Annotated in this window: 22 protein-coding genes; 12 read left to right on the plus strand and 10 right to left on the minus strand. The window is 62.6% G+C overall.

All coding sequences use genetic code 11. From position 1 onward, the window contains the following. Nucleotides 1–73: 73 nt before the first annotated feature. The 3 genes from ACLBKR_RS02270 to ACLBKR_RS02280 all read left to right on the plus strand — a co-directional run bounded on the left by ACLBKR_RS02270 (nucleotide 74) and on the right by ACLBKR_RS02280 (nucleotide 4,188). The gene (locus tag ACLBKR_RS02270) at nucleotides 74–373 is read left to right on the plus strand and encodes a DUF1127 domain-containing protein (RefSeq protein WP_112828337.1); all 300 of its coding nucleotides are present in this window, start codon (nucleotides 74–76) and stop codon (nucleotides 371–373) included. 234 nt (nucleotides 374–607) lie between these two features. Next, nucleotides 608–3,076 (plus strand): methyl-accepting chemotaxis protein, encoded by a 2,469-nt coding sequence (locus tag ACLBKR_RS02275; protein ID WP_113437365.1) that lies wholly within the window; start codon nucleotides 608–610, stop codon nucleotides 3,074–3,076. 251 nt (nucleotides 3,077–3,327) lie between these two features. Beyond that, nucleotides 3,328–4,188, plus strand: a complete 861-nt coding sequence (locus ACLBKR_RS02280) for a GNAT family N-acetyltransferase (protein ID WP_113447966.1) — start codon at nucleotides 3,328–3,330, stop codon at nucleotides 4,186–4,188. Between the two features lie 8 nt (nucleotides 4,189–4,196). On the opposite strand, the gene ACLBKR_RS02285 is transcribed toward ACLBKR_RS02280, so the two are convergent. The 8 genes from ACLBKR_RS02285 to ACLBKR_RS02320 form a co-directional block, all read right to left on the minus strand. Continuing rightward, nucleotides 4,197–5,108, minus strand: a complete 912-nt coding sequence (locus ACLBKR_RS02285) for a DUF937 domain-containing protein (protein WP_113437367.1) — start codon at nucleotides 5,106–5,108, stop codon at nucleotides 4,197–4,199. 165 nt (nucleotides 5,109–5,273) lie between these two features. Beyond that, nucleotides 5,274–6,647 (minus strand): glutamate--cysteine ligase, encoded by a 1,374-nt coding sequence (locus ACLBKR_RS02290; RefSeq protein ID WP_113485885.1) that lies wholly within the window; start codon nucleotides 6,645–6,647, stop codon nucleotides 5,274–5,276. 159 nt (nucleotides 6,648–6,806) lie between these two features. Further along, nucleotides 6,807–7,544, minus strand: coding sequence for a 16S rRNA (uracil(1498)-N(3))-methyltransferase (locus ACLBKR_RS02295; RefSeq protein WP_113439286.1), 738 nt, complete (start codon nucleotides 7,542–7,544; stop codon nucleotides 6,807–6,809). A 15-nt stretch (nucleotides 7,545–7,559) separates the two neighbouring features. Continuing rightward, on the minus strand, nucleotides 7,560–9,065 hold the full coding sequence (locus tag ACLBKR_RS02300; RefSeq protein ID WP_113485887.1) for an inorganic phosphate transporter: 1,506 nt from the start codon (nucleotides 9,063–9,065) through the stop codon (nucleotides 7,560–7,562). A gap of 182 nt (nucleotides 9,066–9,247) precedes the next feature. Further along, nucleotides 9,248–9,715, minus strand: a complete 468-nt coding sequence (locus ACLBKR_RS02305; RefSeq protein WP_162708201.1) for an NUDIX hydrolase — start codon at nucleotides 9,713–9,715, stop codon at nucleotides 9,248–9,250. Between the two features lie 195 nt (nucleotides 9,716–9,910). Then, complete coding sequence (locus ACLBKR_RS02310) at nucleotides 9,911–10,699, minus strand: HAD-IIB family hydrolase (protein WP_113485889.1); 789 nt, start codon at nucleotides 10,697–10,699, stop codon at nucleotides 9,911–9,913. Nucleotide 10,700: 1 nt separating this feature from the next. Continuing rightward, entirely contained in the window at nucleotides 10,701–12,032 is a 1,332-nt protein-coding gene (locus tag ACLBKR_RS02315; RefSeq protein ID WP_112828328.1) for a glycosyltransferase, read from the minus strand. A gap of 145 nt (nucleotides 12,033–12,177) precedes the next feature. Further along, nucleotides 12,178–13,449 carry a DUF3422 family protein gene (locus ACLBKR_RS02320; RefSeq protein WP_112828327.1) on the minus strand — a complete coding sequence of 424 codons (1,272 nt, stop codon included), beginning with the start codon at nucleotides 13,447–13,449 and terminating at the stop codon, nucleotides 12,178–12,180. Nucleotides 13,450–13,632: 183 nt separating this feature from the next. Here ACLBKR_RS02320 and ACLBKR_RS02325 point away from each other — a divergent pair, with 183 nt between their 5' ends. The 4 genes from ACLBKR_RS02325 to ACLBKR_RS02340 are packed head-to-tail and all read left to right on the plus strand — an operon-like array spanning nucleotide 13,633 to nucleotide 17,393. Beyond that, nucleotides 13,633–14,487 (plus strand): FadR/GntR family transcriptional regulator, encoded by an 855-nt coding sequence (locus ACLBKR_RS02325; protein ID WP_113425908.1) that lies wholly within the window; start codon nucleotides 13,633–13,635, stop codon nucleotides 14,485–14,487. Continuing rightward, nucleotides 14,484–15,263, plus strand: a complete 780-nt coding sequence (locus ACLBKR_RS02330) for a (Fe-S)-binding protein (RefSeq protein ID WP_113339754.1) — start codon at nucleotides 14,484–14,486, stop codon at nucleotides 15,261–15,263. Before ACLBKR_RS02325 ends, ACLBKR_RS02330 begins: the two co-directional genes overlap by 4 nt. A 13-nt stretch (nucleotides 15,264–15,276) precedes the next feature. After that, nucleotides 15,277–16,707 (plus strand): LutB/LldF family L-lactate oxidation iron-sulfur protein, encoded by a 1,431-nt coding sequence (locus ACLBKR_RS02335; protein ID WP_113447960.1) that lies wholly within the window; start codon nucleotides 15,277–15,279, stop codon nucleotides 16,705–16,707. Nucleotides 16,708–16,709: 2 nt separating this feature from the next. After that, nucleotides 16,710–17,393: a lactate utilization protein gene (locus tag ACLBKR_RS02340; RefSeq protein ID WP_113447959.1), complete on the plus strand. Its 684-nt coding sequence runs from the start codon at nucleotides 16,710–16,712 to the stop codon at nucleotides 17,391–17,393. 6 nt (nucleotides 17,394–17,399) lie between these two features. On the opposite strand, the gene ACLBKR_RS02345 is transcribed toward ACLBKR_RS02340, so the two are convergent. After that, a complete protein-coding gene (locus tag ACLBKR_RS02345; protein ID WP_113447958.1) occupies nucleotides 17,400–18,296 on the minus strand; it encodes a LysR family transcriptional regulator in 897 nt (298 codons plus the stop codon). A gap of 139 nt (nucleotides 18,297–18,435) precedes the next feature. Between ACLBKR_RS02345 and ACLBKR_RS02350 the strand changes: the two genes are divergently transcribed. From ACLBKR_RS02350 to ACLBKR_RS02370, 5 genes are all read left to right on the plus strand, one after another. Next, a complete protein-coding gene (locus tag ACLBKR_RS02350; RefSeq protein ID WP_112828321.1) occupies nucleotides 18,436–19,869 on the plus strand; it encodes an FAD-linked oxidase C-terminal domain-containing protein in 1,434 nt (477 codons plus the stop codon). 151 nt (nucleotides 19,870–20,020) lie between these two features. Next, nucleotides 20,021–21,229, plus strand: a complete 1,209-nt coding sequence (gene glcE / locus ACLBKR_RS02355; protein WP_113447957.1) for a glycolate oxidase subunit GlcE — start codon at nucleotides 20,021–20,023, stop codon at nucleotides 21,227–21,229. Further along, nucleotides 21,226–21,606, plus strand: coding sequence for a DUF4870 domain-containing protein (locus ACLBKR_RS02360; protein ID WP_113437376.1), 381 nt, complete (start codon nucleotides 21,226–21,228; stop codon nucleotides 21,604–21,606). The genes glcE and ACLBKR_RS02360 overlap by 4 nt, the downstream gene beginning before the upstream one ends. A 63-nt stretch (nucleotides 21,607–21,669) precedes the next feature. Beyond that, nucleotides 21,670–22,968 carry a glycolate oxidase subunit GlcF gene (glcF, locus tag ACLBKR_RS02365; RefSeq protein WP_113447997.1) on the plus strand — a complete coding sequence of 433 codons (1,299 nt, stop codon included), beginning with the start codon at nucleotides 21,670–21,672 and terminating at the stop codon, nucleotides 22,966–22,968. A 149-nt stretch (nucleotides 22,969–23,117) separates the two neighbouring features. Then, entirely contained in the window at nucleotides 23,118–23,579 is a 462-nt protein-coding gene (locus ACLBKR_RS02370; protein ID WP_113339759.1) for a hypothetical protein, read from the plus strand. A 35-nt stretch (nucleotides 23,580–23,614) separates the two neighbouring features. On the opposite strand, the gene ACLBKR_RS02375 is transcribed toward ACLBKR_RS02370, so the two are convergent. After that, nucleotides 23,615–24,277, minus strand: a complete 663-nt coding sequence (locus ACLBKR_RS02375; protein ID WP_112828317.1) for an outer membrane protein — start codon at nucleotides 24,275–24,277, stop codon at nucleotides 23,615–23,617. Nucleotides 24,278–24,503: the final 226 nt, after the last annotated feature.

Genomic DNA, 24,503 nt, shown 5'->3' on the forward strand with positions numbered 1-24,503 from the left:
TGGTTCGGGTTGACCTCTGCCGCCGCTGCGGCCGGGGACGCCTTTTCTCGTGCCGAACGAAAGGAAGACTGTCATGCGCACGACCGACCGGATGATCGAACTCGATATTGCCGCCCCGCGGCCGACGCTGGCCCGACGTCTGGCGGGTGTGGTCGTGACGATCGAGACAGTCTGGCGTGCCATCCGCAATCGCCGCGCTGCGAACTGCCTTGCCGATCTTGACGATTTCCAGTTGAGGGATATCGGGCTTTCCCGATCCGAGCTCAACGAAATCCTCAGCATTTCCGGCATTGCGGACGATCCTTCGCAGCAGCTGGCGCGGACCGCGCGCAATCGTGCACGCCGCGCCCTGCAAGGTCTGCCTGTCGATTGAAGCCATGCCTGACCGGACGCAGATGCGGCCGGTCCCAACATCCCCGCAGGGTGATAGCCAATAAACCCTGCTTACTTGCCCGGCGACGGAGGCTCCGCGCCGGGCTTTTTTTTGTGTGGATTGTGCCGGCACTTGCCGAAGTTTTAGGCGGCGGTAACGGCTTGCTAACGTTGATATGGCACCGATAGTCGGATTGATTTCGGTCTATGCCGCCTTGTTTACGGAGCCTTTCAGATGCGCATTTCCCGCAAGCTGCCCGTTGCTGCCGCTCTTTTCACCCTGGTAAGCCTGTCGGCCTCCATGGTCATCAATCTTTATCTCGAACACCGTTCGCTCACGGATCAGGTTTACCAGAAACTGGAAGCGACCGCCGACGGTCGGCGCAACGAGGCGCGGGGATATCTGGAAAGCGTCCGGCTCGATCTCTCGGCCACATCGACCAGCTTTACCACGCAGCAGTCGCTCTTCGCCTTCAGCGGCGGTCTGAACTTCCTGGGAGACGATCCGACGAAGGAATTGCAGACGCGCTACATCGATGGCAACCCCAATCCGGAAGGCGAGAAGTACAAACTCGATACCGCGAAAAAGGATGCCTACGACCGCGCTCACAAGCAGTATCACCCGGCTTTCCTGAAACATCTCCAGGATCTCGGCTATCATGATCTCTACGTCATCAATCCTGCCGGCTCCATCGTCTATACCGTGATGAAGCAAAGGGATTTCGGCACCAACCTGCTGACCGGCCCCTACAAGGATAGCGGTCTTGCCGCCGTCTTCCAGAAGGCGATCAAGGCGAAGGGCGACGAGGTCGCCATGTCGGGCTTTGAAGCTTACGCCCCTTCAAAGGGCAGCGCAGCCGCGTTCATGGCCACCCCGATCATGCAGAACGGTCGTGCAATCGGCGTACTTGCCTACCAGCTCCCGAACGCCCGCTTCAATACAATGTATGCGAACAAGAAGGGCCTCGGCGAAACGGGCGAGACGATCCTCGTCAGCACCCGAGGCGAGGTCATCAATGACAGCGTCCACACGGCGGGCAATGACGCTCTGGCAATCGTCGTCGATTCCCCGCTGGTCAAGGCTGCCGTCGAAGGGCAGGAAATGACCGGCAAGATCGAGGGTTATCGTGAGATGACCAGCTATGCCGCGGCCTCTCCGCTGGAATTCGCGGGCACGCATTGGGCTGTGATCGCGCTGATCGGCGAGGATGAAATTGCCGCCAACCTGCGCATGACCACGCTGGTTTCGGTCGCCTTCGGCGCGCTGCTGATCCTGATCGGCTCGGTCGTTGCGATCCTCTATTCGCGCACGCTCACCCGCCCGATCTCCTCCCTGGTGAAGTCCATGGAGGATCTCGCTGGCGGCAACACCGATATCGAACTTCAGGGCGAGGACCGCCAGGATGAGATCGGCGACATGGTGCGCTCGGTTGCCGTCTTCCGCCGCGCCGAAATCGAGAAGCGCGAGCTGGAAAACGATGCCGAGCGCCGCCGCACGGCGGGCGAGGAGGAACGCCGCGCCCGCGACGCCGAAAAGGCAGCCCAGCAGGCCGAACTGACGGAAGCGATCGACGTGCTCGGCGCGGCCCTTCAGAGACTTGCGAGCGGTGACCTGACGGCGGTGATCGACAGGCCGCTTTCGAGTAATCTCGACCGCCTGCGCGTCGACTTCAACGCCTCGCTGCAACGCCTGTCTCACACGGTTTCCGCCGTGCATTCCAACGTCAACGAGATCAACCGCAAGAGCGGCAAGGTCGGCTCCTCCACGGCGGACCTTTCCAAGCGAACCGAGCAGCAGGCCGCGGCGCTCGAACAGACCTCGGCCTCCATCCGCCAGATCATGGAGGCCATCCGCCAGTCCTCCGACCGAGCCGAAAACGCCTCAGAGCTTGCAAGCCAGGCGCGCGCCAATTCCGACCGGTCGAGCCAGATCGTCAGCGGCGCGGTGAACGCCATGGAGCGCATCGAGAATGCATCGAGCGAGATTTCCAAGATCATCAACGTGATCGATGAGATTGCCTTCCAGACCAACCTTCTGGCGCTCAACGCCGGTGTCGAGGCCGCCCGCGCAGGCGAAGCCGGCAAGGGCTTTGCCGTCGTCGCCCAGGAAGTGCGCGAACTCGCCCAGCGCTCCGCCAACGCCGCCAAGGACATCAAGGCGCTCATCACCAAGTCGGGCGAGGAGGTGTCGAGTGGCGTCGGGCTCGTTCGCGATGCCGGCAACGTGTTGTCCGACATTGCCGGTCAGGTGGTCGAGATCGGCGATCATATCCATTCGATCGCGAGCGCGGCCCGCGAACAGTCGACGACGCTCAAGGAAATCAACTCCGCCGTCGGCCGCATGGAGGACGTCACCCAGCAGAACGCCCGCGCCGCCGAGCAGACCAATGCCGAGATGACGGCACTTTCGCGCGATACGGAAATGCTGATGGGCCTGGTCGGTCAGTTCACCGTCGAAAAGGGCGTCATGCCGTCGGAGCAGCGTTTCGCGGACGTGCGGGAAACCCGCTTCGCCCGCACGGAGACGGCAGCGCCCGCGCCGGTCGCTCAGAAGCCAGCGGCCAAGCTGCGCCTCGCCTCGGCAAACACGCCGGCCCGTTCGGTGGCCTCGCCCGCGCGAGCGCTTCTGGACAAGCTCTCCTCCGGCGTGGGCAAGGCGCTTTCCTCGCCCAAGGGCAAGGATGACAGCTGGGAAGAGTTTTGAGCCCTTTATGGCGGGATGCGGGACTTTGGTCTCGCCTCTCGGCGCCGATATGGAGTCTCATGCCGGATATCGTGAGCAGCGGCCGCGAGGATGGGGTCGCTGCGGCCCTCTGACGGAAACACCGTGCCGGACCGGAACGGGAAGATCGGTCGGTTCCAAAGCCCGCGAATGATGTTTTGGGCTTGCGCTCTCGACTCTACAATTTAGCATCGCGCGGATAAAGAAACCATGATCCGTGAGTAGCAGCCGTCATGACCGTGCCGTTGGTAAATCTGGAAAGCTACGATCTCCTGCAGATGGAGATGAAGGCCGAGCATCTCGATGGGCTGCATGCCCTTTCGGCCAGCATCGGATGGCCGCACAGGAAGTCCGACTGGGGCGTGAACCTGGCTGCCGGCAACGGTATCGTGGCTGTCGACGAAAGTGGCCGCGTTCACGGCTCTGCCATGTACTTCACCCTGGGCGGCGATGTATCGGCTGTCGGCATGGTCATTGCCCACCCGCGCCTGAAGCTTGAGGGTCTGGCGACTTGCCTGATGGCCAATATCGTCGAGCGTACCGAAGATCGCCCCGCCTTCCTCAATGCATGCAACGATTCCGTTCCGTTCTATCGGTCGCTCGGCGCACTCGTCACCGGCCCGGTGTTTCAGCATCAGGGTATCGTTGGTCCGATATCGGCTTCGAAAACCCGAACCCGTCCCGCCGAGGCGACGAATTTGCCGCAGATTTTTGATTGTGACGCCGATGCCCATGGGGTGGACCGCAGCGCCCTGCTGCTTGAACTCTGGCGTGTGTCTGAGACAATGGTCATCGAACGGAGGGGCCGGATTCGTGGCTTTGCCATGCGGCGCCAATTCGGCCGCGGCCATCTGATCGGCCCGATCATCGCGGAAAAGGAAGTTGATGCTGTCGCGCTGGTCGAAGCCTTTCTGACAGGTCTTCCGGGCAGTTTTGTGCGTGTGGATACCCGTGTGGAGTACGGCCTCTTCCGTCAGTATCTGGAAAAGAGCGGCCTTCTGCCCGTCATGAACGTGGTCACTATGACGCTTGGCCGCTTGCCGTCGCGTGGCTCCAATGCGGTTTTCGGTCTTTCCAGCCATTCGACAGGCTAGAAACGGTCTTAGCCCTTGGGAGCTTCCGGGGAAGCCTCGGGCGTCGGCGTCTTGGAAGCAGCGAGATAGCTGTCGAAGATCTGTTCCATGCTCTTCTGATAGCTTTTCTGCACCTCAAGCCCGCTGTCGAACATGACGTTTATCATCTCGTTGAGGTTGGCGGTCGCCTGCGATGTCGGCTGCGGCTCCTCCTGCGGCTTGGCCGTTCCGGCCTGCGGCTTGGCTGCCGGCGCCTCGCCACCGCCCTGCATGCCGGCTATCATGTCCTGAAAAGCCTTGGCGAAGGGATTGTCGAAGAAGGGGTTGGCGGCGGTCGGTGCTGGCTGGGGCTTCGGCGCGGCCGCGCCCATCATCTCCTGGAAGGCGCGGGTGAAGGGATTGTCGAAGAGGTTCGGTTGCGGCTTGGGCTGCGCCTTGGGCTGGAATCCCGTGCTTTCCAGCCATTGCTGGATCATCGCCCCCATCGGGGTTCCCGCAAAGATGTTGGTGTCCGTCAACTGTCCGGTGGTCTGCTTGAACAGGCCGCCCATGATTGTGTCGGCCATCGCCGGCATCATCTGCTTCAGGATATCCTGGCCGATGCCCGTGAACTGCGCGGCCTGCGCGGCGATAGCCCGCGAAACCTCTTTGGAGCCGAAGAGCTTTTCCAGCACCTGATTGCCGTCGTCGATGCCCTGCGGCGTAAACGCTTTGCTCATGTCCTCGAAATACTTGGCATAATTGCCGGAGGCCATGGCGCCGAACAGCGCGGAAAAGTCATAAGGGTTGGTGACGTTCCGCTTGAAGCCCGAGGAAAACGCCGGCATCAGGGCCGCAACCGCTTTCGCCGCCTGCTCCTGCGCCAGATTGAACTGCTTGGCCATGGCTTCCATCGCCATGCCGTTCTGCGCCTGCAGCATCATCTCGAAAAGTGGCAACATCGGCGTCGTTCCCCCGTGCTTTCAACGCATTGCAGCCACTATAGCGGGAAAATGACAGTCGAAAACCGGTTTTTGCCGAAGCTGCAACGGGGCCACAGCTATTTTCGCCGTGAAGGCCGCCATTTGCATGCGTCATGTCTCCGCCGGGGAGGGGCGGCGAAAGGATCAGTACTGGAATTCCTCGAATACGCGATCGATCTCGCCGTTCCAGCGTCCGTGATAGAGCGAAAGCAGATCCTCCGCGAGTGTCGTCTTCTTGGCCATAACCTCCTCGAGCGAGTTGAGGAAGATGCTTTCGTCCTGGCCTTCGCCGTTCAGCCGCGCCCGGGCTTTCAGGCCCTGGCTCGAAAGGCCGACCACGTCGCGCGCCACGTCGAAAAGGCTGCGGCCGGCAATCTCCGCCTTCAGCCCCTGAACCGGGACGGCATCGCGCAGCGCGTTCACCGCCGCGAAATCCCATTCGCGCGTCAATTCATCGGCGGCGTCGAGCGCGCCTTCGTCATAAAGCAGGCCGACCCAGAAGGCCGGCAGCGCACAGATGCGGCGCCACGGGCCGCCATCGGCGCCACGCATTTCGAGGAAGCGCTTCAGCCGCACATCGGGGAACAGCGTCGACAGATGGTTCGTCCAGTCCCCGAGTGTCGGTTCCCATTCGGTCAGTTCGCCTTTCAGCGCGCCGGCCATGAACCGGCGGAAGGTGATGTGGGTGCAATCATGGTAGCGTCCATCGCGAACCACAAAATACATGGGCACGTCGAGCGCCCATTCCACATAGTCGCCGAAACCGAAATCGTCGGAGAGCGAGAAGGGCAGGATGCCGGCGCGGGCGTTGTCGGTGTCGCGCCAGATTTCACCGCGCCAGGAAAGCAGTCCGTTCGGCTTGCCCTCGGTGAAGGGGGAGGAGGCAAACAGCGCAGTCGCCAGCGGCTGCAGCCTCATGCCGACGCGCATCTTGCGGCGCATGTCGGCTTCCGAGGAGAAGTCGAGGTTCACCTGGATGGTGCAGGTGCGATACATCATGTCGAGGCCGTGGCTGCCGACCTTGGGCATGTAGCGCGTCATGATCTCGTAGCGCGACTTCGGCATGCGCGGCGTCTCTGCAAGGGTCCACTTCGGACTGCCGCCGATGCCGAGAAAACGGATGCCCATCGGCTCGGCGATTTCGCGCAGGGTCGCAAGATGCCGGTTCGATTCGACGCAGGTTTCATGGATCGTCTCGAGCGGTGCGCCGGACAGTTCGAACTGGCCGCCGGGCTCGATGGAGATCGCACCCATGCCGGTGGGCTCGCCGAGGCCGATGATGTTCTCGCCGTCCATGATCGGTTCCCAGCCGAGCTTTTGCTGCATGCCCTTCAGCAATGCGGAAATGCTGGCCTCGCCGAAATAGGGGACGGGCGCGTTATCCGCCCGGAAGAAGACGAATTTCTCGTGTTCCGTCCCGATCCGGAACGCTTCCTTCGGCTTGTTGCCGGAGGCAAGGTATTCGGCCATTTCCTCAACCGAGGTGAGGGGGGTATGGTCGGTGGTATCACGAGCCATCGAGTAAACCTTATCGGGTCTTGCCGGCACGCGCACCGGTCCATTGGGCAATGGTGATTGGACTGGATTTCAGGACGGCGCAAGAAAAAATCTCTCAACGGCTGCTCAAAAAAATAGATCCGCGATACCGTCTGCGCCTCGTACTTGCGTTTCGTCATGTTATCGCCAGTCGCCGATCGCGGCCTGCACCACGGCAAGCGCTGCGACGGCCGCCGTGTCGGCTCTGAGGATACGGGGCCCGAGCGGAATGGCGGTCACGAAGGGCAGGCCGCGAAGCAACGCGCGTTCCTCCTCCGAGAAACCGCCTTCCGGGCCGACCAGCACCGCGAGCTGCCTTTCCTCGATGCCGGCAAGTCCCGGCAGGGGGTTCTGAGTGGAACTGTCTTCGTCGCAATAGATGATCCGGCGTTCCGCCGGCCAGCGTTCGAGCAGGTCCTTCAGCCGCTGCGGCTCGGCAACTCTCGGAATAGCGAGGATACCGCATTGCTCGGCGGCCTCGACGGCATTGGCCTGAAGCCGTTCGAGACTGGTGATCTTGCCCTGTACGTGCTGGGTCATCACCGGCTGCAGCCGGCCTGCCCCCATCTCCACCGCCTTCTGCACCAGATAGTCCATGCGGCCGACCTTGAGCGGCGCAAAGAGGAAATGCAGATCGCATTCCTCGGGTTGCGGACGGGTCTGCTCGACGGGAAGAAGAACGATCTTCTTTCGCGATGGAAAGGTAAGCTTCGTCTTCCATTCTCCATCGCGACCGTTGAATACGAGGATCTCGGCATCCTCGGTCAGCCGCAGGACATTGGCGAGGTAGTTGAACTGGTCGGATGTCGCCTCGAAGCCGCGATCGGGCCTGATATCGCTTTCGACGAACAGTCGCTGCATCCGGTAATTCGCGCGCATATCTCGTTCCGTTGCTTACAGAAAGAGCTGGAACATAACCCAGTAGATGAATGCCGCAAGTAGCGCCGAGACCGGAAGCGTTATGCTCCATGCCGCGATGATGCTGAGCAGGTGCGATCGGCGCACGAGCAGGCGGCGGCGTGTCTCGTCCGGGTCGCGTTCGCGCGTATCCTCGATCTCCCAGTGGCTCGCCTTCATCCGCATGTATTCGACGCGCCGTCGTGAATGCCTGGTGTACCATTCGCGGAAGAAACCCACGCCGAAGACGGCGCCGACCGCGATGTGCGTCGAGCTTACCGGAAGGCCGAACCAGGAGGCGAGGATGACCGTGATCGCCGCCGACAACGATACGCAGTAAGCCCGCATCGGATTGAGCTTGGTGATCTGCTCGCCAACAAGGCGGATGAGGCGCGGGCCATAGAGAAGGAGGCCCATCGAGATGCCGAAGGCGCCGATGGCCGTCACCCAGGACGGCGCCGCGATGGCGGCGGCGATTTCCTGCGCCCGCGTTGCGTGCACAATGGCGACCACCGGACCGATCGCATTGGCCACGTCGTTGGCCCCATGGGCGAAGGAGAGCAGCGCCGCGGAGAAGACGAGCGGCAGGCGGAAGAGCTTGCGCAGCGACTGGTTGCGGTTTTCCAGTCCCTCCGATTGGAAGCGGATCAGCGGAATGCTGCCGATCCAGGCGACAAGGCCGCAGGTAAGGCCGAGCAACAATGCCTCGGTGCTTTCCACGTCGAAGACCTGACCGATGCCCTTGATCGTGAGATAGGTGGCGAAGGCGCCCGTCATGATCCCGATCAGCACCGGCACCCAGCGTCGGGCGGCAGCGATCTTGTCCTCGCGATAGGTGATGAATTCCTCGATGAAGTAAAGGATCAGCGCGGCGATTGCACCCCCGAGCAGCGGCGACAGCATCCAGCTCGCCGTGATGCCGACCAGCGAACCCCAGTCGACGGCGGAAAATCCGCCGGCCGCGACACCGGCGCCCATGACGGCTCCGACGATCGAGTGGGTGGTGGAGACCGGCGCATTCGCCCAGGTGGCGATGTTGATCCACAGAGCCGCGGCAAGGAGCGCGGACATCATGGCGAAGGAGAAGGCTTGCGGCACCTCGATGCTGTCGGGCGCGAGGATGCCTTCCGAGATGGTCGAGATGACGTTGCCGCCCGCGATCATGGCGCCGGCAATCTCGCAGACCGCGGCAAGCGCCAGCGCGCCGGCAAGCGGAATGGCCCGCGAACCCACGGCCGCGCCGACATTGTTGGTGACGTCGTTCGCACCGATGTTCATCGCCATGTAGGCGCCGATGGCGGAGGCCGCGATCACCAGGGCGGAGCCCGGCTGGCCGGTGACATAGGCGCCGGAAAGGAGGGTGGCGACCACAAGGAAGAGCAGGCCGATGCCGAGGGGAACGATCCGTCGCGACACCTGTTGCGTCGCCTGCTCGACATAGGTGACCTTGTCGAGATCCTTGTCGAGCGTCGGCTTGACGAGCGTTGGCGGTGCCTTGGCCATCGGTCGATGTCGTTCCTTTCTGGCGGCAGGCCGTCCGTGTGAATATGGGCGAAAGCCCCGTCCTGCAGCCTGCTTCTTCGTTCCCCGTGAAAGAGCCTTTTGTCGTGCGCGCAAGGCGTCTTTTCACCGTTGCTATTAGCAAAGGCCGGCCAATTCAATATGACAGTTTTGTGACAGTCTGACTACTCGCCGGCCTGGGAGACCGTGGGCGCGGCGGCGCCTGAAAATTGCTGGGCGAATTTGTGGAACAGCACCTTCAGTTCCGGTTCCCGAACCCGCGCGGCCGCCTCTTCGCAGTTCACCCACTCGCTGCGCCGCATGCCCTTTTCCGGGAAATCCTTGAGGACGTTCTTGACCTCGAGCGTGTGCACCTGGACCCGGCAAAGGATCTTCAGCCCGCCGTCCATACCCTTGTGGTAGTCGTAATGACCGATGGGTTCCTCGGAAACCTTGCCCTTTACGCCGGCTTCCTCATAGGCTTCGCGCTCTGCGACCGCATAGCTTTTCTTGCCCGCCATGGGCCAGCCCTTCGGGATGACCCACCGTCCGGTATCGCGGCTTGTCAGAAGCAACACCTCGGGTTCCGCCTGTTTCTTGCGCAGGCGGTAGCAGATTGCTGCATATTGCTGTCTCGGCGGACGCCGCAGCATGAGCTGCACCTCTTTGGCTATACGACTGACAATGGTCAATGGACCGGACACCTCGATTCTCTGCCGTTCTCTTGCATTCTGTTGTCGCTGAAAATGTCACCTTTTTGACAGAAAGGAGAATCATTGCGACAAAACTCACCCTAATAGGTGGGGAAGGGAACATGCGCGTCAAGCGCTACTAGGGGCAAGTCCCGGCTAAGTTTGGGCCGAGGTGCCGCGATGGTCGGTTTTCGCATCGACCCCGCCGACGCGCCAGTGCATGAGCCCCTCAATCACGCCGTCGGCGGCCGGTTTTCGGGCGTGGAAAATGGCGGCATTTCGGTGGCTGGCGAGGGACTTCAGCTCGGCCAAGCCGTTTGCCGGAATGATACCGCGCACGCCTTCCATCAGGAACATGCTACGGTCGTTATCGGTGTCCCCGGCGACAACCACCTCGTCCGGGGCGACACCAAGCCTTCGGCAGAGCCAGCCGAGCGCTGCGCCCTTGTCGGCATTGGCCGGCAGGATGTCGAGATCGCGGCTGCTCGAATAAACGATCTGCACCGCCAGTCCCGCCTTGCTCAGCCGCCGCCTGATATCGTCGAGCTCCTGTTCGCCGGCGTCATGGAGGTACCAGCTCGATTTGAACCGGTGCTGGTAGCGGTCCGGCTGGCGGCGTATGCCGGGATGGTCGGCAACCAGCCTCTCGATCTTTAGGGCGTCATAGCCGTAGGCGGCCAGCGCCTCGGCATAGGCGTGGCCGATATCCGGCAGCCCATTTGCGGCAAGCATCGTGCCGACACCTCCGATCGCGACATCCGCCCTGGGCAGTTCCTCCTCCTCGACGAAAGCGAGGAGATCGTCGATCAGCCGCCCGCTATTGTAGACCAATAGCGGCCGCCGGTCGGCGCCAAGTCCCGCCCAAAAGCGGGCGAAGCGTCGTGAGGCCTCGCGGTCGCCGGCGAGCGTGCCGTCCAGGTCGGCGGAGAACAGGCGGACACGCATGTCAGTCGCCGTCGTTCCAAGGCTCGGCCCAGTCGGCCTCGTCGAGAGCCTGCGCCACCGGGCGCCCCTCCACCAGCGCCACGAGTTGCTGGGCAATGCCGGTCCAGGTGAAAAGACTGCGCGCCTTGTGGGCGCCCATGCGCGAAAGCCGACCGTAAAGCCGCGGATGCTTGAACGGCTTCATCATGGTGATGCCGAGATCCTCGCGGTCGAAGGGGTCGGCGAACAGCGCGTGGCGGCCATAGCTTACCGCCCGGAACAGCCCACCATGGATGGTGACGACGGTCGGCGTGCCGCTCGCCATGGCCTCGACGGCGGTCATGCCAAAAGGCTCGTAACGGCTCGACAGCACGAAGAGATCGGCTGCGCGATAGTAGTCGGGCAGATCCTCGTCGGGAATGAAACTGGAGAATTCGACGCGATCCGAAAGGCCGAGCGCCGCAACCTGATCCTTGAGTTTCTGAAGGATGGCGGTTTCCTGCGGGTCCATGTTCTCGCCGCCGAGCGCCAGCCGCAGCCGTGCCTCGGGCACGCGCTCCGCCAGCACCGAAAAGCCGTCGATCAGCAGGTCGTAACCCTTGTTGGTTGCAAGACGCCCGAGCGCGAGAACGGTCTTGCCGGAAAAGCCGAGCCGGTTGCGGATCATCTGGCGCGAGGATTCGGACACGGGGTAGAAACGGTTGTCATCGTAACCCGGCGGGATCATGTGCACACGGTTGCGGCCGAGCCCGTAATCCTCGATCAGCATGTCGAGCTGGATCGGCGTCGTTGCGATCACCAACTGACAGCTTCGGTAGACGATCAGCTCGTGCTGGATGCGTTCCTTGAAATTGAACTCCAGCTCGAATTTGTCTGCGCGTTCCGGATAGTCGGTCTCCATCTGCCGCTTTTTCCAGAGGCCGAGCGAATGGGGTGTGTGGATATGCGGAATATTGAGCGCTTCGGAGAGCCGCTGACCGGCCACCCCTGCATCCCAGTAATGGCTGTTAATGAAGAGGTAGGAAAGCCCCTCCCGGCGGATATACCGCAGCGCCTTCTCGTTCCATTCGTTGAGATGGCGGTGGAGATATTCCTTGGGGATGAAATCGCGTCCGCCGCAGGGGATGCGGATCACCCGGACGTCGTCGTCGACGACGTCGATTTCCGGCTGGTCCTCGAAACGGCGGGTATAGATATCCACCTTGTGGCCGAGCTGCGCCAGCTTCTTCGCCAGTTCCAGCACATAGACGACCTGTCCGCCGGTATCGGCGGCGCCAAGCGGCGGGTGGGCGGCGACATAGCCATGGGTTGAGACCAGCGCAATGCGCGGCGTCTCGTGAACATCCAGCACCATATGAAACCCCTAGTGAGCAATTACGTTTCGCAAGAACGGGAAACGAACGCTTAAAACGGGGGAATGTTCCACCGGGTGAGAAAAAATCTCCGCCGAGGCTCTCCGTTCATTCTTCCTGTGGCCGGGAGCCTGGCGGAAGAAGGACCTAATGCCCCTCCAAATGGCTTTTGCGGATGCGCCGCACCACCCACCAGACGCCGAGCACGGCGAAAGGCACGGAAATGCCGGTGACGACGGCGGGATCGACCGGAAGAAGATCGTGATCGATTGCCTTTGCCGCATAGCCGACGAGACCGACGATGTAATAGGAGATTGCCGCCACCGACAGGCCTTCGACGGTCTGCTGCAGGCGAAGCTGCATTTCGGCGCGCCGGTTCATGGTGTTTAAAAGGTCGGAGTTCTGCCGCTCCAGCTCCACGTCGATCCAGCTTCTGACAAGACCCGTCGCCCGCGACAGTTTCCGCGAGAGGTTCGCCTGCCGTTCCTCGACCGACTGGCAGGTGCGCATGGCGGGCGCAAGCCGCCGCTCCAGGAAGGAACCGAGCGTCTCGTAACCGGGCACCGGCGTTTCATCGAGCGTCTTGATGCGCTCGCCCACGATGCCGTCATAGGCGCGGCTGGCGCCGAACCGATAGAGGCTGAGCGCCGCATTGGCTTCGAGTTCGGCTGCCAGCCGGGTGATATCGGCAAGGATGCTGTCCGCTTCGGCGCGCGCCCGCACCTTCATCTGCTGGGTGACGGCGGTGAGACCGTCCTCGATGCGCCGGATATCGGGCGAAAGCGTCTGCGCCAGCGGCAGGCCAAGCATGGCAAGCGTCCTGTATGTCTCGATGTCGAGCAGGCGCTGGACGAGCGCGCCACGCCCCGCTTCCGTCAGGCTCCGATCGATCAGGAGGATGCGGGTCAGCCCGTCGCCGTCCTGGCGGAAGTCTGTCAGTACGGAAGCCTGTCCGTTCTTCAGGTGGCTGTAACAGAGGCTGGCCGGGTCGAAGGTGGTCATCGCCTCATCCGTTTCCGGGCTTTCCGGCCGGATTTCCAGCCGGATGCCGGACATCAGAAGCCCCGGTGCCGTAAAACCGTCGCCGAACGGATGAAAGGGAACTTCCCCGCCGAATTTCTCCGGCAGCGGCCCGTCCCAGAACCATGTGGAGAATTCTGTGTGGCGCTCCCAGCGCAGCGTTCCCTGTCCCCAGGGCATGGCGTGATGGCGGGCGTTCTTGTCGGGCGGGGCGATCCCGCGGGCCCGCGAAACCTCCGTCAGGACACTGTGATGCACGCCTGAACCCCCATCCATCATGAAGGCAAGCTGGAAGATGACGCGCGAGGACTTGACCAGCGCATAGGGCCGCGCATGGATTTCCCCAAGCGCCAATGCCCGCTCCGGCGCTGCCGGAAATGCAAAAATCCCCTTGGACATCCAACGTCTCCCCGTGTCCTTTGCTCGACCTCCTTAGCAAATGTCAGGCGGTGATGTCAGCAGTCGGTTTGCCGCACTGCAGCATGATCGCGCGGGAATGTATGTTGGCGCGCGTCAAAAGTGGACAAATAATTTGACCAATTCGTCTTCCGCTTGCTAGATAGCCCATCCGAGGAGGATGTCGTGAGCGAGAGGGACGAGGGGCTTTTTGCCCAGATCAGCCATAGCCGGACGGCTGGGGAAGTGGTTCAGCAAATCGAAAGCCTGATCCTCGACGGGGTCTTGCGCGATGGCGACCGGCTGCCCGGAGAGCGCGACATGGCGCAGGCTTTCGACGTGTCCCGACCGATCCTGCGCGAGGCGCTGAAGGAACTGGAGGCGCGCGGCCTTGTCGTCAGCCATCACGGCGGCGGCACCTATATTGCCGATATCATCGGCCAGGTATTCTCGAAGCCGATCACAGAACTGATCTCCCGGCATGCGCGGGCAACGCGCGATTATCTCGAATATCGCCGCGAACTCGAAGGGTTGACGGCGGAGCTTGCCGCACGGCGCGCCACCGATACCGACCGGGCGCTTCTGTCGCGTATCGTCGACGACATGAAGCGGGCGCATGAAAGCGGCAATGCGGAAGACGAGCTTGCCGCCGATGTCGAGTTCCACAATGCCGTCGGCGAAGCCGCGCACAACATCATCCTCCTGCACACCATGCGCGCATGCTACCGCCTGCTTTCCGAAGGCATCTTCTTCAATCGCAAGGCGGTCTTTGCGCTGTCCAATGCCCGCGAACGCCTGCTCGAACAGCATCTCGCGGTCCATGACGCCATCCTTGCCGGCCGGCCGGACGAGGCCAAGACGGCAGCTCAGTCGCACATAGACTTCGTCATGCAGGCGGTCGACGAAGCCAGCCGCGCCGATGAATGGGGACGGGTCGCGAAACTTCGCCTGATCCGGCGTGACGGCAATCCCGCCCAGGGCCGCGCGTCCCGAAGCAACGCGCAACTCAAGACAAACGACAAGCCGGAGGCTTCATCATGATCCCCGAAACCCCGTCGGTGAGGCCGCGCGTCGGCCTCTTCGCCACCTGTCTGGTCGATCTCTTCCGCCCGAGTGTCGGATTTTCCGCCGCCAAGCTGATCGAGGATGCGGGCTGCGAGGTGCATGTGCCGATGGCGCAGACCTGTTGCGGCCAGCCGGCCTATAATTCCGGTGACCGGAAGGACGCCCGGGATCTGGCGATCCAGGTGATCGAACTGTTCGAAGGCTATGACTATGTGGTCGTCCCCTCGGGTTCCTGCGGTGCCATGCTGAAGCATCACTATCCCGAGATCTTCAAGGGCGATGTGAAATGGGAAGAGCGCTGTCGGCGCTTCTCGGACAAGGTGTTCGAACTCGTTTCATTTCTGACCGACATCCGCGGCATGACCGCTGTCGAGGCCCGTCTTTCCGGCAGCGTCACCTATCATGACAGCTGTTCGGGCCTGCGCGAACTCGGCGTGCAGAAGCAGCCGCGCAAGCTGCTTGCGTCTGTCGAGGGGCTGGAACTGAAGGAAATGGCCGGCAGCGATGTCTGCTGCGGCTTCGGCGGCACTTTCTGCGTCAAATATTCCGATATCTCCGGCACCATCGTTGGCAAGAAGACGGCGACCATCGAGGCGACCGGCGCCGACATGCTGCTTGCCGGCGACATGGGCTGTCTGATGAACATGGCCGGCAAGTTGAAGCGCGAAGGCTCGAAGGTGGAGGTTCGCCATGTCGCGGAGGTGCTGGCGGGCATGACGGATACGGCGCCGATCGCCGGCACAGGCAAGTAGGGGGAGGGAGCCCATGCAGTTCACTGCGCCGCAGTTCAAGGAAAACGCCGCCCGCGCGCTTCACGACCCGCAGCTCCAGAAGGCGCTGAAGAATGTCGAGCAGGGCTTCATCGCCAAGCGCGCCGCGGCAGCGGCAGCACTTCCCGAGTTCGACCGGCTGCGCGACCGTGCCCGCGAGATCAAGAACCACACGCTTGCCCATCTCGATCTTTATCTCGAAGCCTATGAGCGCAAGGTGATCGCGGCGGGCGGGCACGTCCATTGGGCCGAGAGCGCCGAGGACGCGCGCCGCATCGTCATGGACATCTGCCGCAGGGTGAAGGCGAAGACCGTCACCAAGGGCAAGTCTATGATTACCGAGGAAATCAACCTCAACGAATATCTCGAAGCGCAGGGCGTTGAGCCGGTCGAGACCGATCTCGGGGAATACATCATCCAGCTTCGCGGCGAACACCCGAGCCACATCATCGCGCCGGCGGTTCACCTGAACAAGGAGCAGGTGGAAGAGGATTTCCGCCGGGTTCACACCCATCTCGACGCAAAGCGCGACCTGACCGCGCCGGAAACGCTGCTCGCGGAAGCCCGCGAAGTGCTGCGCAGGCGCTACTTTCAGGCCGATGTCGGCATTACCGGCGCGAATTTCCTGATCGCCGAAACGGGCTCCTCGGTCATCGTCACCAATGAGGGCAATGGCGATCTCACCCAGACGCTCGGCAAGGTGCATGTGGTCGTCGCCTCGATCGAAAAGATCGTGCCGACGCTGGAGGACTGTTCGCAGATCCTTCGCCTGCTCGCCCGTTCTGCCACCGGCCAGGACATGTCGGTCTACACGACCTTTTCCACCGGCCCGAAGCGGGCGGACGACCCGGACGGTCCCGACGAATATCACGTGGTGCTGCTCGACAATGGCCGCACCTCGATGCTCGGCACCGATTTCGAGGAGATGCTGCGCTGCATCCGCTGCGGCGCCTGCATGAACCACTGCCCGGTCTATCACGCCGTTGGCGGACATGCCTATGGCTCGGTCTATCCCGGTCCGATGGGGGCGGTGCTGACGCCATCCCTTTTCGGGGTCGACAAATCGGGCCACCTTCCGAACGCCTCGACCTTCTGCGGGCGCTGCGAAAGCGTCTGCCCCATGCGCATTCCGCTGCCGAAGATGATGCGTCACTGGCGCGAGCGCGAGTTCGAACGCCATCTTGCGCCGGCCGCAAGCCGCTATGGTCTATCGGTCTGGGCCTTCTTCGCGAGAAGGCCGAAGCTCTACCGGATGGCGGCGTCGCTCGGCGCAAGCATCCTCTCCGCGCTCGGCGGCAGCAAACACCGCATCGCGGCGCTGCCGCTCGCCGGTGGCTGGACGAAATACCGCGACATGCCGGCGCCGGAAGGCGGCACATTCATGCGGCAATGGGCAGCCCGGCAGGCGGGCAAACGGAGAGCATGAGCATGAACGGCAAGGAAGCCATCCTTCACAAGATCCGCTCCTCCCTGAAGGTGCCGTCGAACGATGCCGTTCGCGAGGCAAGCGTTGCCGCGCGTCTGGCCGATCACCCGGTCGGCATCATCCCGGCGCGCGGCCAGTTGCCGCCGGAAGAACGGCTCGCTCTTTTCGTATCCATGGCAGAGAAATACAGCGCGACCACTGAAAGGATCGAGACGCTCGACGCGCTCCCGGCCGCCGTCAGCGACTATCTGAAGCGCCGCAACCTGCCGGCCGCAATCCGCCTCGGCGCAGATCCCCGTCTGGCTGTGGCGCCCTGGTCGAGCGAGGCGACGCTCGAAATCCGTCATGGCGCGTCCGACGGGCATGATCTTGCCGCCGTCACCCATGCCTTCGGTGCGATTGCCGAAACCGGCACGCTGGCCCTGCTTTCAGGACCCGACAATCCTGTTACGCTGACCTTCCTGCCGGAGCATCACATCGTCGTGCTGCGGGCCGACGAGGTTTCCGGAGACATGGAAAGCGTCTGGGCGCGGTTCCGTGCTGTTCGCGGCGGCGACATGTCCCGCACGGTGAACTTCGTCACAGGACCATCGCGTTCGGCAGACATCGAACAGACCCTGCTACTCGGCGCGCACGGTCCTCGCGCACTGCATATCGTCATCGTTGGGCCTGCCGGTGTGAACTGAAAGGCTCTACCGCTCCCAATACGGAATGGGACCATAGAGTTCGGCGAGATAGTCGATGAACAGGCGCACCTTGGCCGGCAGGAACTGCCGGCTGGGGTAGACGGCCGAGAGCGCAACATTATGCGAGCCCTCATAGGCCGGCAGGACTTGCACGAGCCGGCCGCTTTTCAGCTCCTCTCCGATATCCCAGGTGGAGCGCAACGCGATGCCGAGGCCGGCGATCACCGCCTCGCGGATCACCTCGCTGGAATTGGTAATCAGCATGCCCTCCGGCCGGATGTTGAGCGTGCCCTGCGGCCCCTCGAGCCGCCAGAGGTCATGGTTGTGGGCAGGCAGGCAGCGATGCCGTTTCAGGTCGTCGATGGTCTGCGGCATGCCGTGTGCGGCGATGTAATCAGGCGAGGCGCACAGCAGCCGCCGGACCGGAGCGAGCCGTCTGGCCACCAGTGTCGAGTCGGTCAGTTCCGCGATGCGGATCGCCAGGTCGAAGCCGCCGCCGACGATGTCGGTGAATTCGTCGGACAGTACCAGATGGATGGCGAGATCCGGATGGTCATCCATGAAGGCCTTCAGATGCGGCGCTATATGCATGCGGCCGAAGGAGGTGGGCGCCGAGATCTTCAGCGTGCCCGAGACCTCCGAGGAGCGGCCGGAGGCATAGGTCTCCGCCTCCTCGATGCCGGCGAGGACGGCGAGGATGCGCTGGTGAAAGCCCTGTCCCGCCTCCGTCAGCGAGATCTGCCGGGTCGTGCGCTGCAGGAGCCGGGTCCCGAGCCGGTCTTCGAGCCGCTTGATGCGCTTCGACACGACGGCAGGCGACAGACCCAGATCGCGCGCCGCCATCGACATGCTGCCGGTCGCGATAACCCGGGCAAAGACTTCGAGATCGCCGAGATTCGTCATGAGTCTTCCGTATTGTTTCCATTTTTGTCATAAGTGCATAGCATTTGCGCGACTTTGGTTGAAGTGGTAAAGAAACAATACCAGTTGAAGAGGCGGCTGGGCGGATGTATCTCTGAAACGTCCGCGCTTGGGGGGAGACATGACCGAGGCGATTGCATTTCTGCAGCCGAATGCCGCCATTCTCGCGCGGCGCAAGGAGATCGTTGCCGATCTCGCCGAACTCGTACCCGCCGAGCGGCTGGTGCATGAGCCGGTCGAACTCGTTCCCTTCGAAACCGATGGCTTCCTCGCCTATCGCCGCCGGCCTCTCGCGGTGGTGTTGCCCGAGACGACGGCGCAGGTCGCAGCCGTGATGAAATACTGTCATCGCTACGGCATTCCGGTCGTGCCGCGCGGCGCCGGAACCTCGCTTTCGGGAGGGGCCATTCCGCAGGAGGATGCGGTCGTGCTGGGCCTTTCGGCGATGACGCGCATTCTGGATGTCGACTATGCCAATCGATGCGCCACCGTTCAGGCAGGCGTCACCAACCTTTCCATTTCCGATGCCGTCGGCGCTGACGGCTTCTTCTATGCGCCTGATCCGAGCTCGCAGCTTGCCTGCACGATCGGCGGCAATATCGGCATGAATTCCGGCGGCGCCCACTGTCTGAAATACGGCGTCACCACCAACAACCTGCTCGGCGTGAAGATGGTGCTGGTCGACGGCACGGTGGTCGAACTCGGCGGCAAGGCGCTGGATGCGGCAGGTTACGATCTGCTCGGCCTCGTCTGCGGTTCGGAAGGCCAGCTTGGCATTGTCACTGAGGCGACGGTGCGGCTGCTCGCCAAGCCGGAAGGCGCGCGGCCCGTTCTGTTTGGCTTCGACAGCGCGGAAGCAGCCGGTTCCTGCGTCGCCGATGTCATCGGCGCCGGCATCGTTCCGGTCGCCATCGAATTCATGGACAAGCCGGCGATCGAGATCTGCGAGGCCTTTGCCCATGCCGGCTATCCGCTCGATGTCGAGGCGCTGCTGATCGTCGAGGTGGAGGGTTCCGAAGCGGAGATGGACGCCATGCTGGCCGATATCTGCGATATCGCCCGCAAGCATGGGGTGAAGACCGTGCGTGAAAGCCAGTCGGCGACCGAGGCGGCCCTGATCTGGAAGGGCCGCAAATCCGCCTTCGGCGCGACCGGCCGCATCGCCGATTACATCTGCATGGATGGTACGGTGCCGCTCAGCCAGCTTGCCGATGTACTCAGGAAGACCTCCGAGATCACCGATCGTTATGGTCTTCGCGTCGCCAATGTCTTCCATGCCGGCGACGGCAACATGCATCCGCTGATCCTCTACAATATCAACGATCCCGAAGACGCGGCCCGCGCCGAGGCGGCGGGCATGGAGATCCTGAAACTTTGCGTCGATGCCGGCGGCTGTCTTACCGGCGAGCATGGGGTGGGCATCGAGAAGCGCGACCTCATGCGCCATCAATACGCTGAAGCCGATCTCGCCCAGCAGATGGCTGTGCGCGCCGCTTTCGACCCGGCCTGGATACTCAACCCCTCCAAGGTCTTTCCGCTGGAGGGCCGGGGGTGAATTTGGCCGACGCGCATTCTTCGATCAGACGACAAGGGGGATTTGCCCCTCACCTTGACCCTCTTCCCGCAAGCAGGGCGAGGGAACTGAAGCCATTTGCGCGGATGAGGGGCAGCCGGGGCATGCCGATGACCTCTGCGGGAGCGATTGCATGCTGATCCCTCAAACGGAGATCGAGGCTGCGGCGATGATCCGCGCTCATGCCGAAAAGGCCGTGCCGCTTGCCATATCCGGCGGTGGAACGCGGGCAGGTTTTGGCAATGCCGTTTCGGGAGCGGCCGAACTGCGCTCGACCGGGCTTGCCGGGATCGTCACATACAATCCGGCGGAAATGGTGCTGACGGCGCGCGCCGGAACGCCGCTTGCCTATATCGAATCGGCGATATCCGTGCATGGCCAGTCGCTCGCCTTCGAGCCGACGGATCATCGGGGCATGATGGGAACCCTCGGGCAGCCGACCATCGGCGGTGTCTTTGCCAGCAATGCCTCCGGTCCCCGCCGCTTCACCGCGGGTGCTGCGCGCGATCATCTGCTCGGCGTCCGTTTCGTCAATGGCCATGGGGAAGTCGTGAAGGCCGGCGGCCGCGTGATGAAAAACGTCACCGGCCTCGATCTGGTCAAGCTGATGGCTGGTTCCTTTGGCACGCTCGGCCTGCTGACGGAGGTCACCTTCAAGGTGCTGCCGCAGCCGAAGACGGCGGTGACTATCGTAATTTCGGGGCTGGATGACGAACAGGCGGTAAAATCGATGGCCGAGGCCATGGCCCTGCCGGTCGAGGTCAGCGGCGCCGCCCATCTGCCGGAGACAGTCAGAAGCCATTTCATCGGCGGTGCGCTGAAGGACGGCCCGGCCACGGTGCTCAGGCTGGAGGGTATCGAGGCCTCGGTTTCCGTGAGGGCGGAAAAGCTTGCGGCGATCATGTCAGGCCACGGTCCGGTATCGCGGCTCGATCCGGAACAGACGGCTTGGCTCTGGCGCGAAATCCGCGACGTGCATCCCTATGCGGATGGGACCGAGCGTCCCCTCTGGCGCGTTTCAGTCGCGCCTTCCGAGGGCTGGAAGCTGGTTGCAGCACTCCGGCTGGAAGCCGGCATCGATGCCTATTACGACTGGCAGGGTGGTCTTGTATGGATGCGCATGGAGGCTGATCCCGAGGCGGATCTATTGCGCCGCCACGTCAAGGCCGCCGGTGGGGGGCATGCGACGCTGATGCGAGCCCGTCCATTCGTCCGCGCTGGCATTTCCGCCTTCGAGCCGCAATCGCCGGCGGTTGCCTTGCTTTCGCAGCGGGTGCGGGAGAAATTCGACCCGCGCGGTATCTTCAATCCCGGCCGCATGGCAAAAGGAGAGACGAAATGACGGACCCGATTTCCCCGCCGCCCGGCGCGTCCCGGCCGGAAAACTGGCTGGAACCCGGAAAGCTCAATGTCCAGCTTGTCTACGCGCTTTATCTTCTCGGCTTCGTCATCGGCATCAGCACCATCATCGGCGTGATCTTCGCCTATCTCAACCGCGGCAAGGCGGGCGGCTGGGTCGATACCCACTACACCTGGGCCATCCGCACCTTCTGGATCGGCCTGCTCTACGGTGTGATTTCGGTGCTGCTGACAGTCGCCGTCGTCGGCGTCCTGCTTGGCATTGCCACGGTCGTCTGGGTCGTCGTCCGCTGCGTCATCGGCCTTCAGAAGGCCTCTGCCGGCCAGCCCATCGACAAGCCGCAGAGCTGGTTGATCTGACGCTCGAGAAAAAAGGAAATGCGGGGCAAGGCGAGCAAGTCGCCGCCCGCCGGGAGGCAGGACGTGCAAACCAACTTCACCGCGGAACAACTCGCCGATCCGCATATCGCCGAAGCGGAAAGCATTCTGCGCAAATGCGTGCATTGCGGCTTCTGCACGGCCACCTGTCCCACCTATGTGACGCTCGGCAACGAGCTGGACAGCCCTCGCGGCCGCATCTACCTCATCAAGGACATGCTGGAAAACGGCCGGCCGGCCGACAAGGATCTGGTGACCCATATCGACCGCTGTCTTTCCTGCCTCGCCTGCACGACGACCTGTCCCTCCGGCGTCGACTACATGCATCTGGTTGATCATGCCCGCATTCACATCGAAAAGACCTATCGGCGTCCGCTCATCAACCGGTTGACGCGGGCCGTGCTGGCGATGACCCTGCCTTATCCGGCTCGCTTTCGCGCGGCTCTTCGGCTTGCGCGGCTGGGGAGACCTCTTGCCGGTTTTCTGAAAGGGCTTCCTGCGCTCAGGCCTCTCGGCGCCATGCTGGATCTCGCCCCGGTCTCTGTTCCTCCGGTATCGGATATCGTTCGCCCCGCCGTTCACCGCGCCGCCGGAGAAGGCCGGGGCCGTGTCGCGATCCTGACCGGCTGCGCCCAGGGCGTGCTTGATCCCGGCATCAACGCCGCCACCGTCCGGCTTCTCACCCGCCTCGGCATCGAGGTCGTCGTGCCGGAGGGAGAGGGCTGTTGCGGTGCGCTCGTCCACCATATGGGACGGGAAGAGCAGGCCCTTGCCAGCGCAAGACGCAATATCGACGCCTGGGTCCACGAGATCGACCGCGGCGGGCTGGACGCCATCGTCATCACCGCTTCGGGCTGCGGCACCACCATCAAGGATTACGGCCATATGCTGCGGCTGGACCCGGCCTATGCGGAAAAGGCCGCCCGTGTCTCGGCTTTGGCGAAGGATGTCACCGAATATCTCACGTCCCTTGATCTTCCGGTGCAGGAACGGAAGAACCTGACGGTCGCCTATCATTCTGCCTGTTCCCTTCAGCACGGGCAGAAGGTCACCATGGCGCCGAAGACGCTTCTGAAAAACGCCGGCTTCACGGTGCGCGATCCGGCGGAAGGGCATCTCTGCTGCGGCTCCGCGGGCACCTACAACATCATGCAGCCGGAAATCTCGGCAAAGCTCAAGGCCCGCAAGGTCAAGAACATCGAGGCAACGAAGCCCGACGTGATCGCGGCTGGCAATATCGGCTGCCTCACGCAGATCGCCTCGGGAACCTCGATACCGATCGTCCATACGGTCGAACTTCTGGACTGGGCCTATGGCGGAGCGAAACCTGCAAGGCTTGCCTGACCCGCGATAATCTCAGTCTCGGTCGCGCCTGCGAAAGAAAAGACATGGGTCGGGCCTTGGTCAGGCTGCTTCCGTTCATGCTTTTTAAGGTGGTGCTGTTGCAGATTCTCTTCATCGAGGTTCGCCTGGCGACCGGGAGGAGAGATTGAATGCGCACACTATCCGCTGCTCTTGCCATTTTGCTGCTTGCGATGTCCTCTCCGGTCCATGCGGCCGGGCGTCTTTATTGCGCAGCCGACGACAAGGTCGTGAAGCTGTCGATCGAAAGCGACGTGAGCACGGCTGACGACCGCAAACTGTTGAATTTTCGTGGCGTGGCGGGCATCCGTGACGAAAAGGTGCCGGCCGCCTTCCGTCACCTTCGGTTCGACGCCTCCATGCTGAGCCAGCAGTGGACGAACAATCGGGAACTGCGCCTGAAAATATTGTCCGGTATACAGGACCGGAAACTCGTCGGTGACGTCGAACTGACGATACTCACGACCTCCTCCGCCGAACCGGGACGTTTCCAGGGCAATTACGACCTGCGGATCGAAACCGCGCGGAACAAGAAAGCCCCGCGCGAAACTGTCCTGTCGCACGGGGCCTCGATCGTCTGCGAAACGCGCTGAAAGCTTAAGGCCCCGCAAGGCGAGGCCTGGTCAGCTTAGAAGTGGAAGCTGATGCCGGCGTTGATCGCGTTGGTCATGATGTCGGTCTTCAGCGAAGCGCCGCTGTCGATATCGACGTCGACCCACGAATAGTTGCCCTTGTATTCGACGAAGGCGGACCAGCGGTCGGTGAACTGGTAGGCTACGCCGGCCTGGGCCTGGATCGTCGGGCCGCCGATCTGATAGTTGAAGGTCTCGCCGGTAGCGCGCGTGACTTCAACATGCGGAATGTTGATACCGGCGCCGGCGCCGACATAGGGTACGAACTTGGTGCCTTCGATCGGGAAGCGATAGAGCGCGTTCAGCGTCAGAAGGTTCAGACCGTCGGTGAACTCGAAATGGCTCCAGCCGGCTTCGTCGCGCGTGCCGGTGTCGCTGTAGACCTTGGCATGGCTGTAGTCGATGGAAACGCCGAGGTTCGGCTGGCCGAGTTCTTCCAGCCACCAAGTGCCGCGAACGCCATAATAGGGAGGCATGGAGAAGGACTTGCCTTCCCAGCCTGCGGTGAAGTCAGGCTGGTCGGAGACTTCGACGTCGCTGTGGGGCGCGGACTGGGCGCCGCCATAAACGGAGATCGCCATTTCGGCATGGGCCAGCGACGCGGAAAGAACGACGGCGGCGGCCGATGCGCTGAGCAGGAAACGAAGTTTGATGTTCATGATTGGCGACCTGAAGAATCTAGTTATGACTGACAAGTTTTATAGGGGAATTTCAGCGGCAAGTCTGTTTCCATTTTGCATCACTGTCCCGTGAAAGCCGCGGCCGACGCTTGGTAAATTACCTTTTGTCAAGACACGGGAGGCGTCCCTCGGGCGGCACGGCCGGAATTGGCCGTGCGTATCGGAGGAAGGCGCTTGAGGAAGACCCGGCGCCCGCCTCGATTCG

This window comes from Paenirhizobium cremeum, assembly GCF_047553425.1.
In the GTDB taxonomy this organism is placed as follows: Bacteria; Pseudomonadota; Alphaproteobacteria; order Rhizobiales; family Rhizobiaceae; genus Allorhizobium; species Allorhizobium cremeum.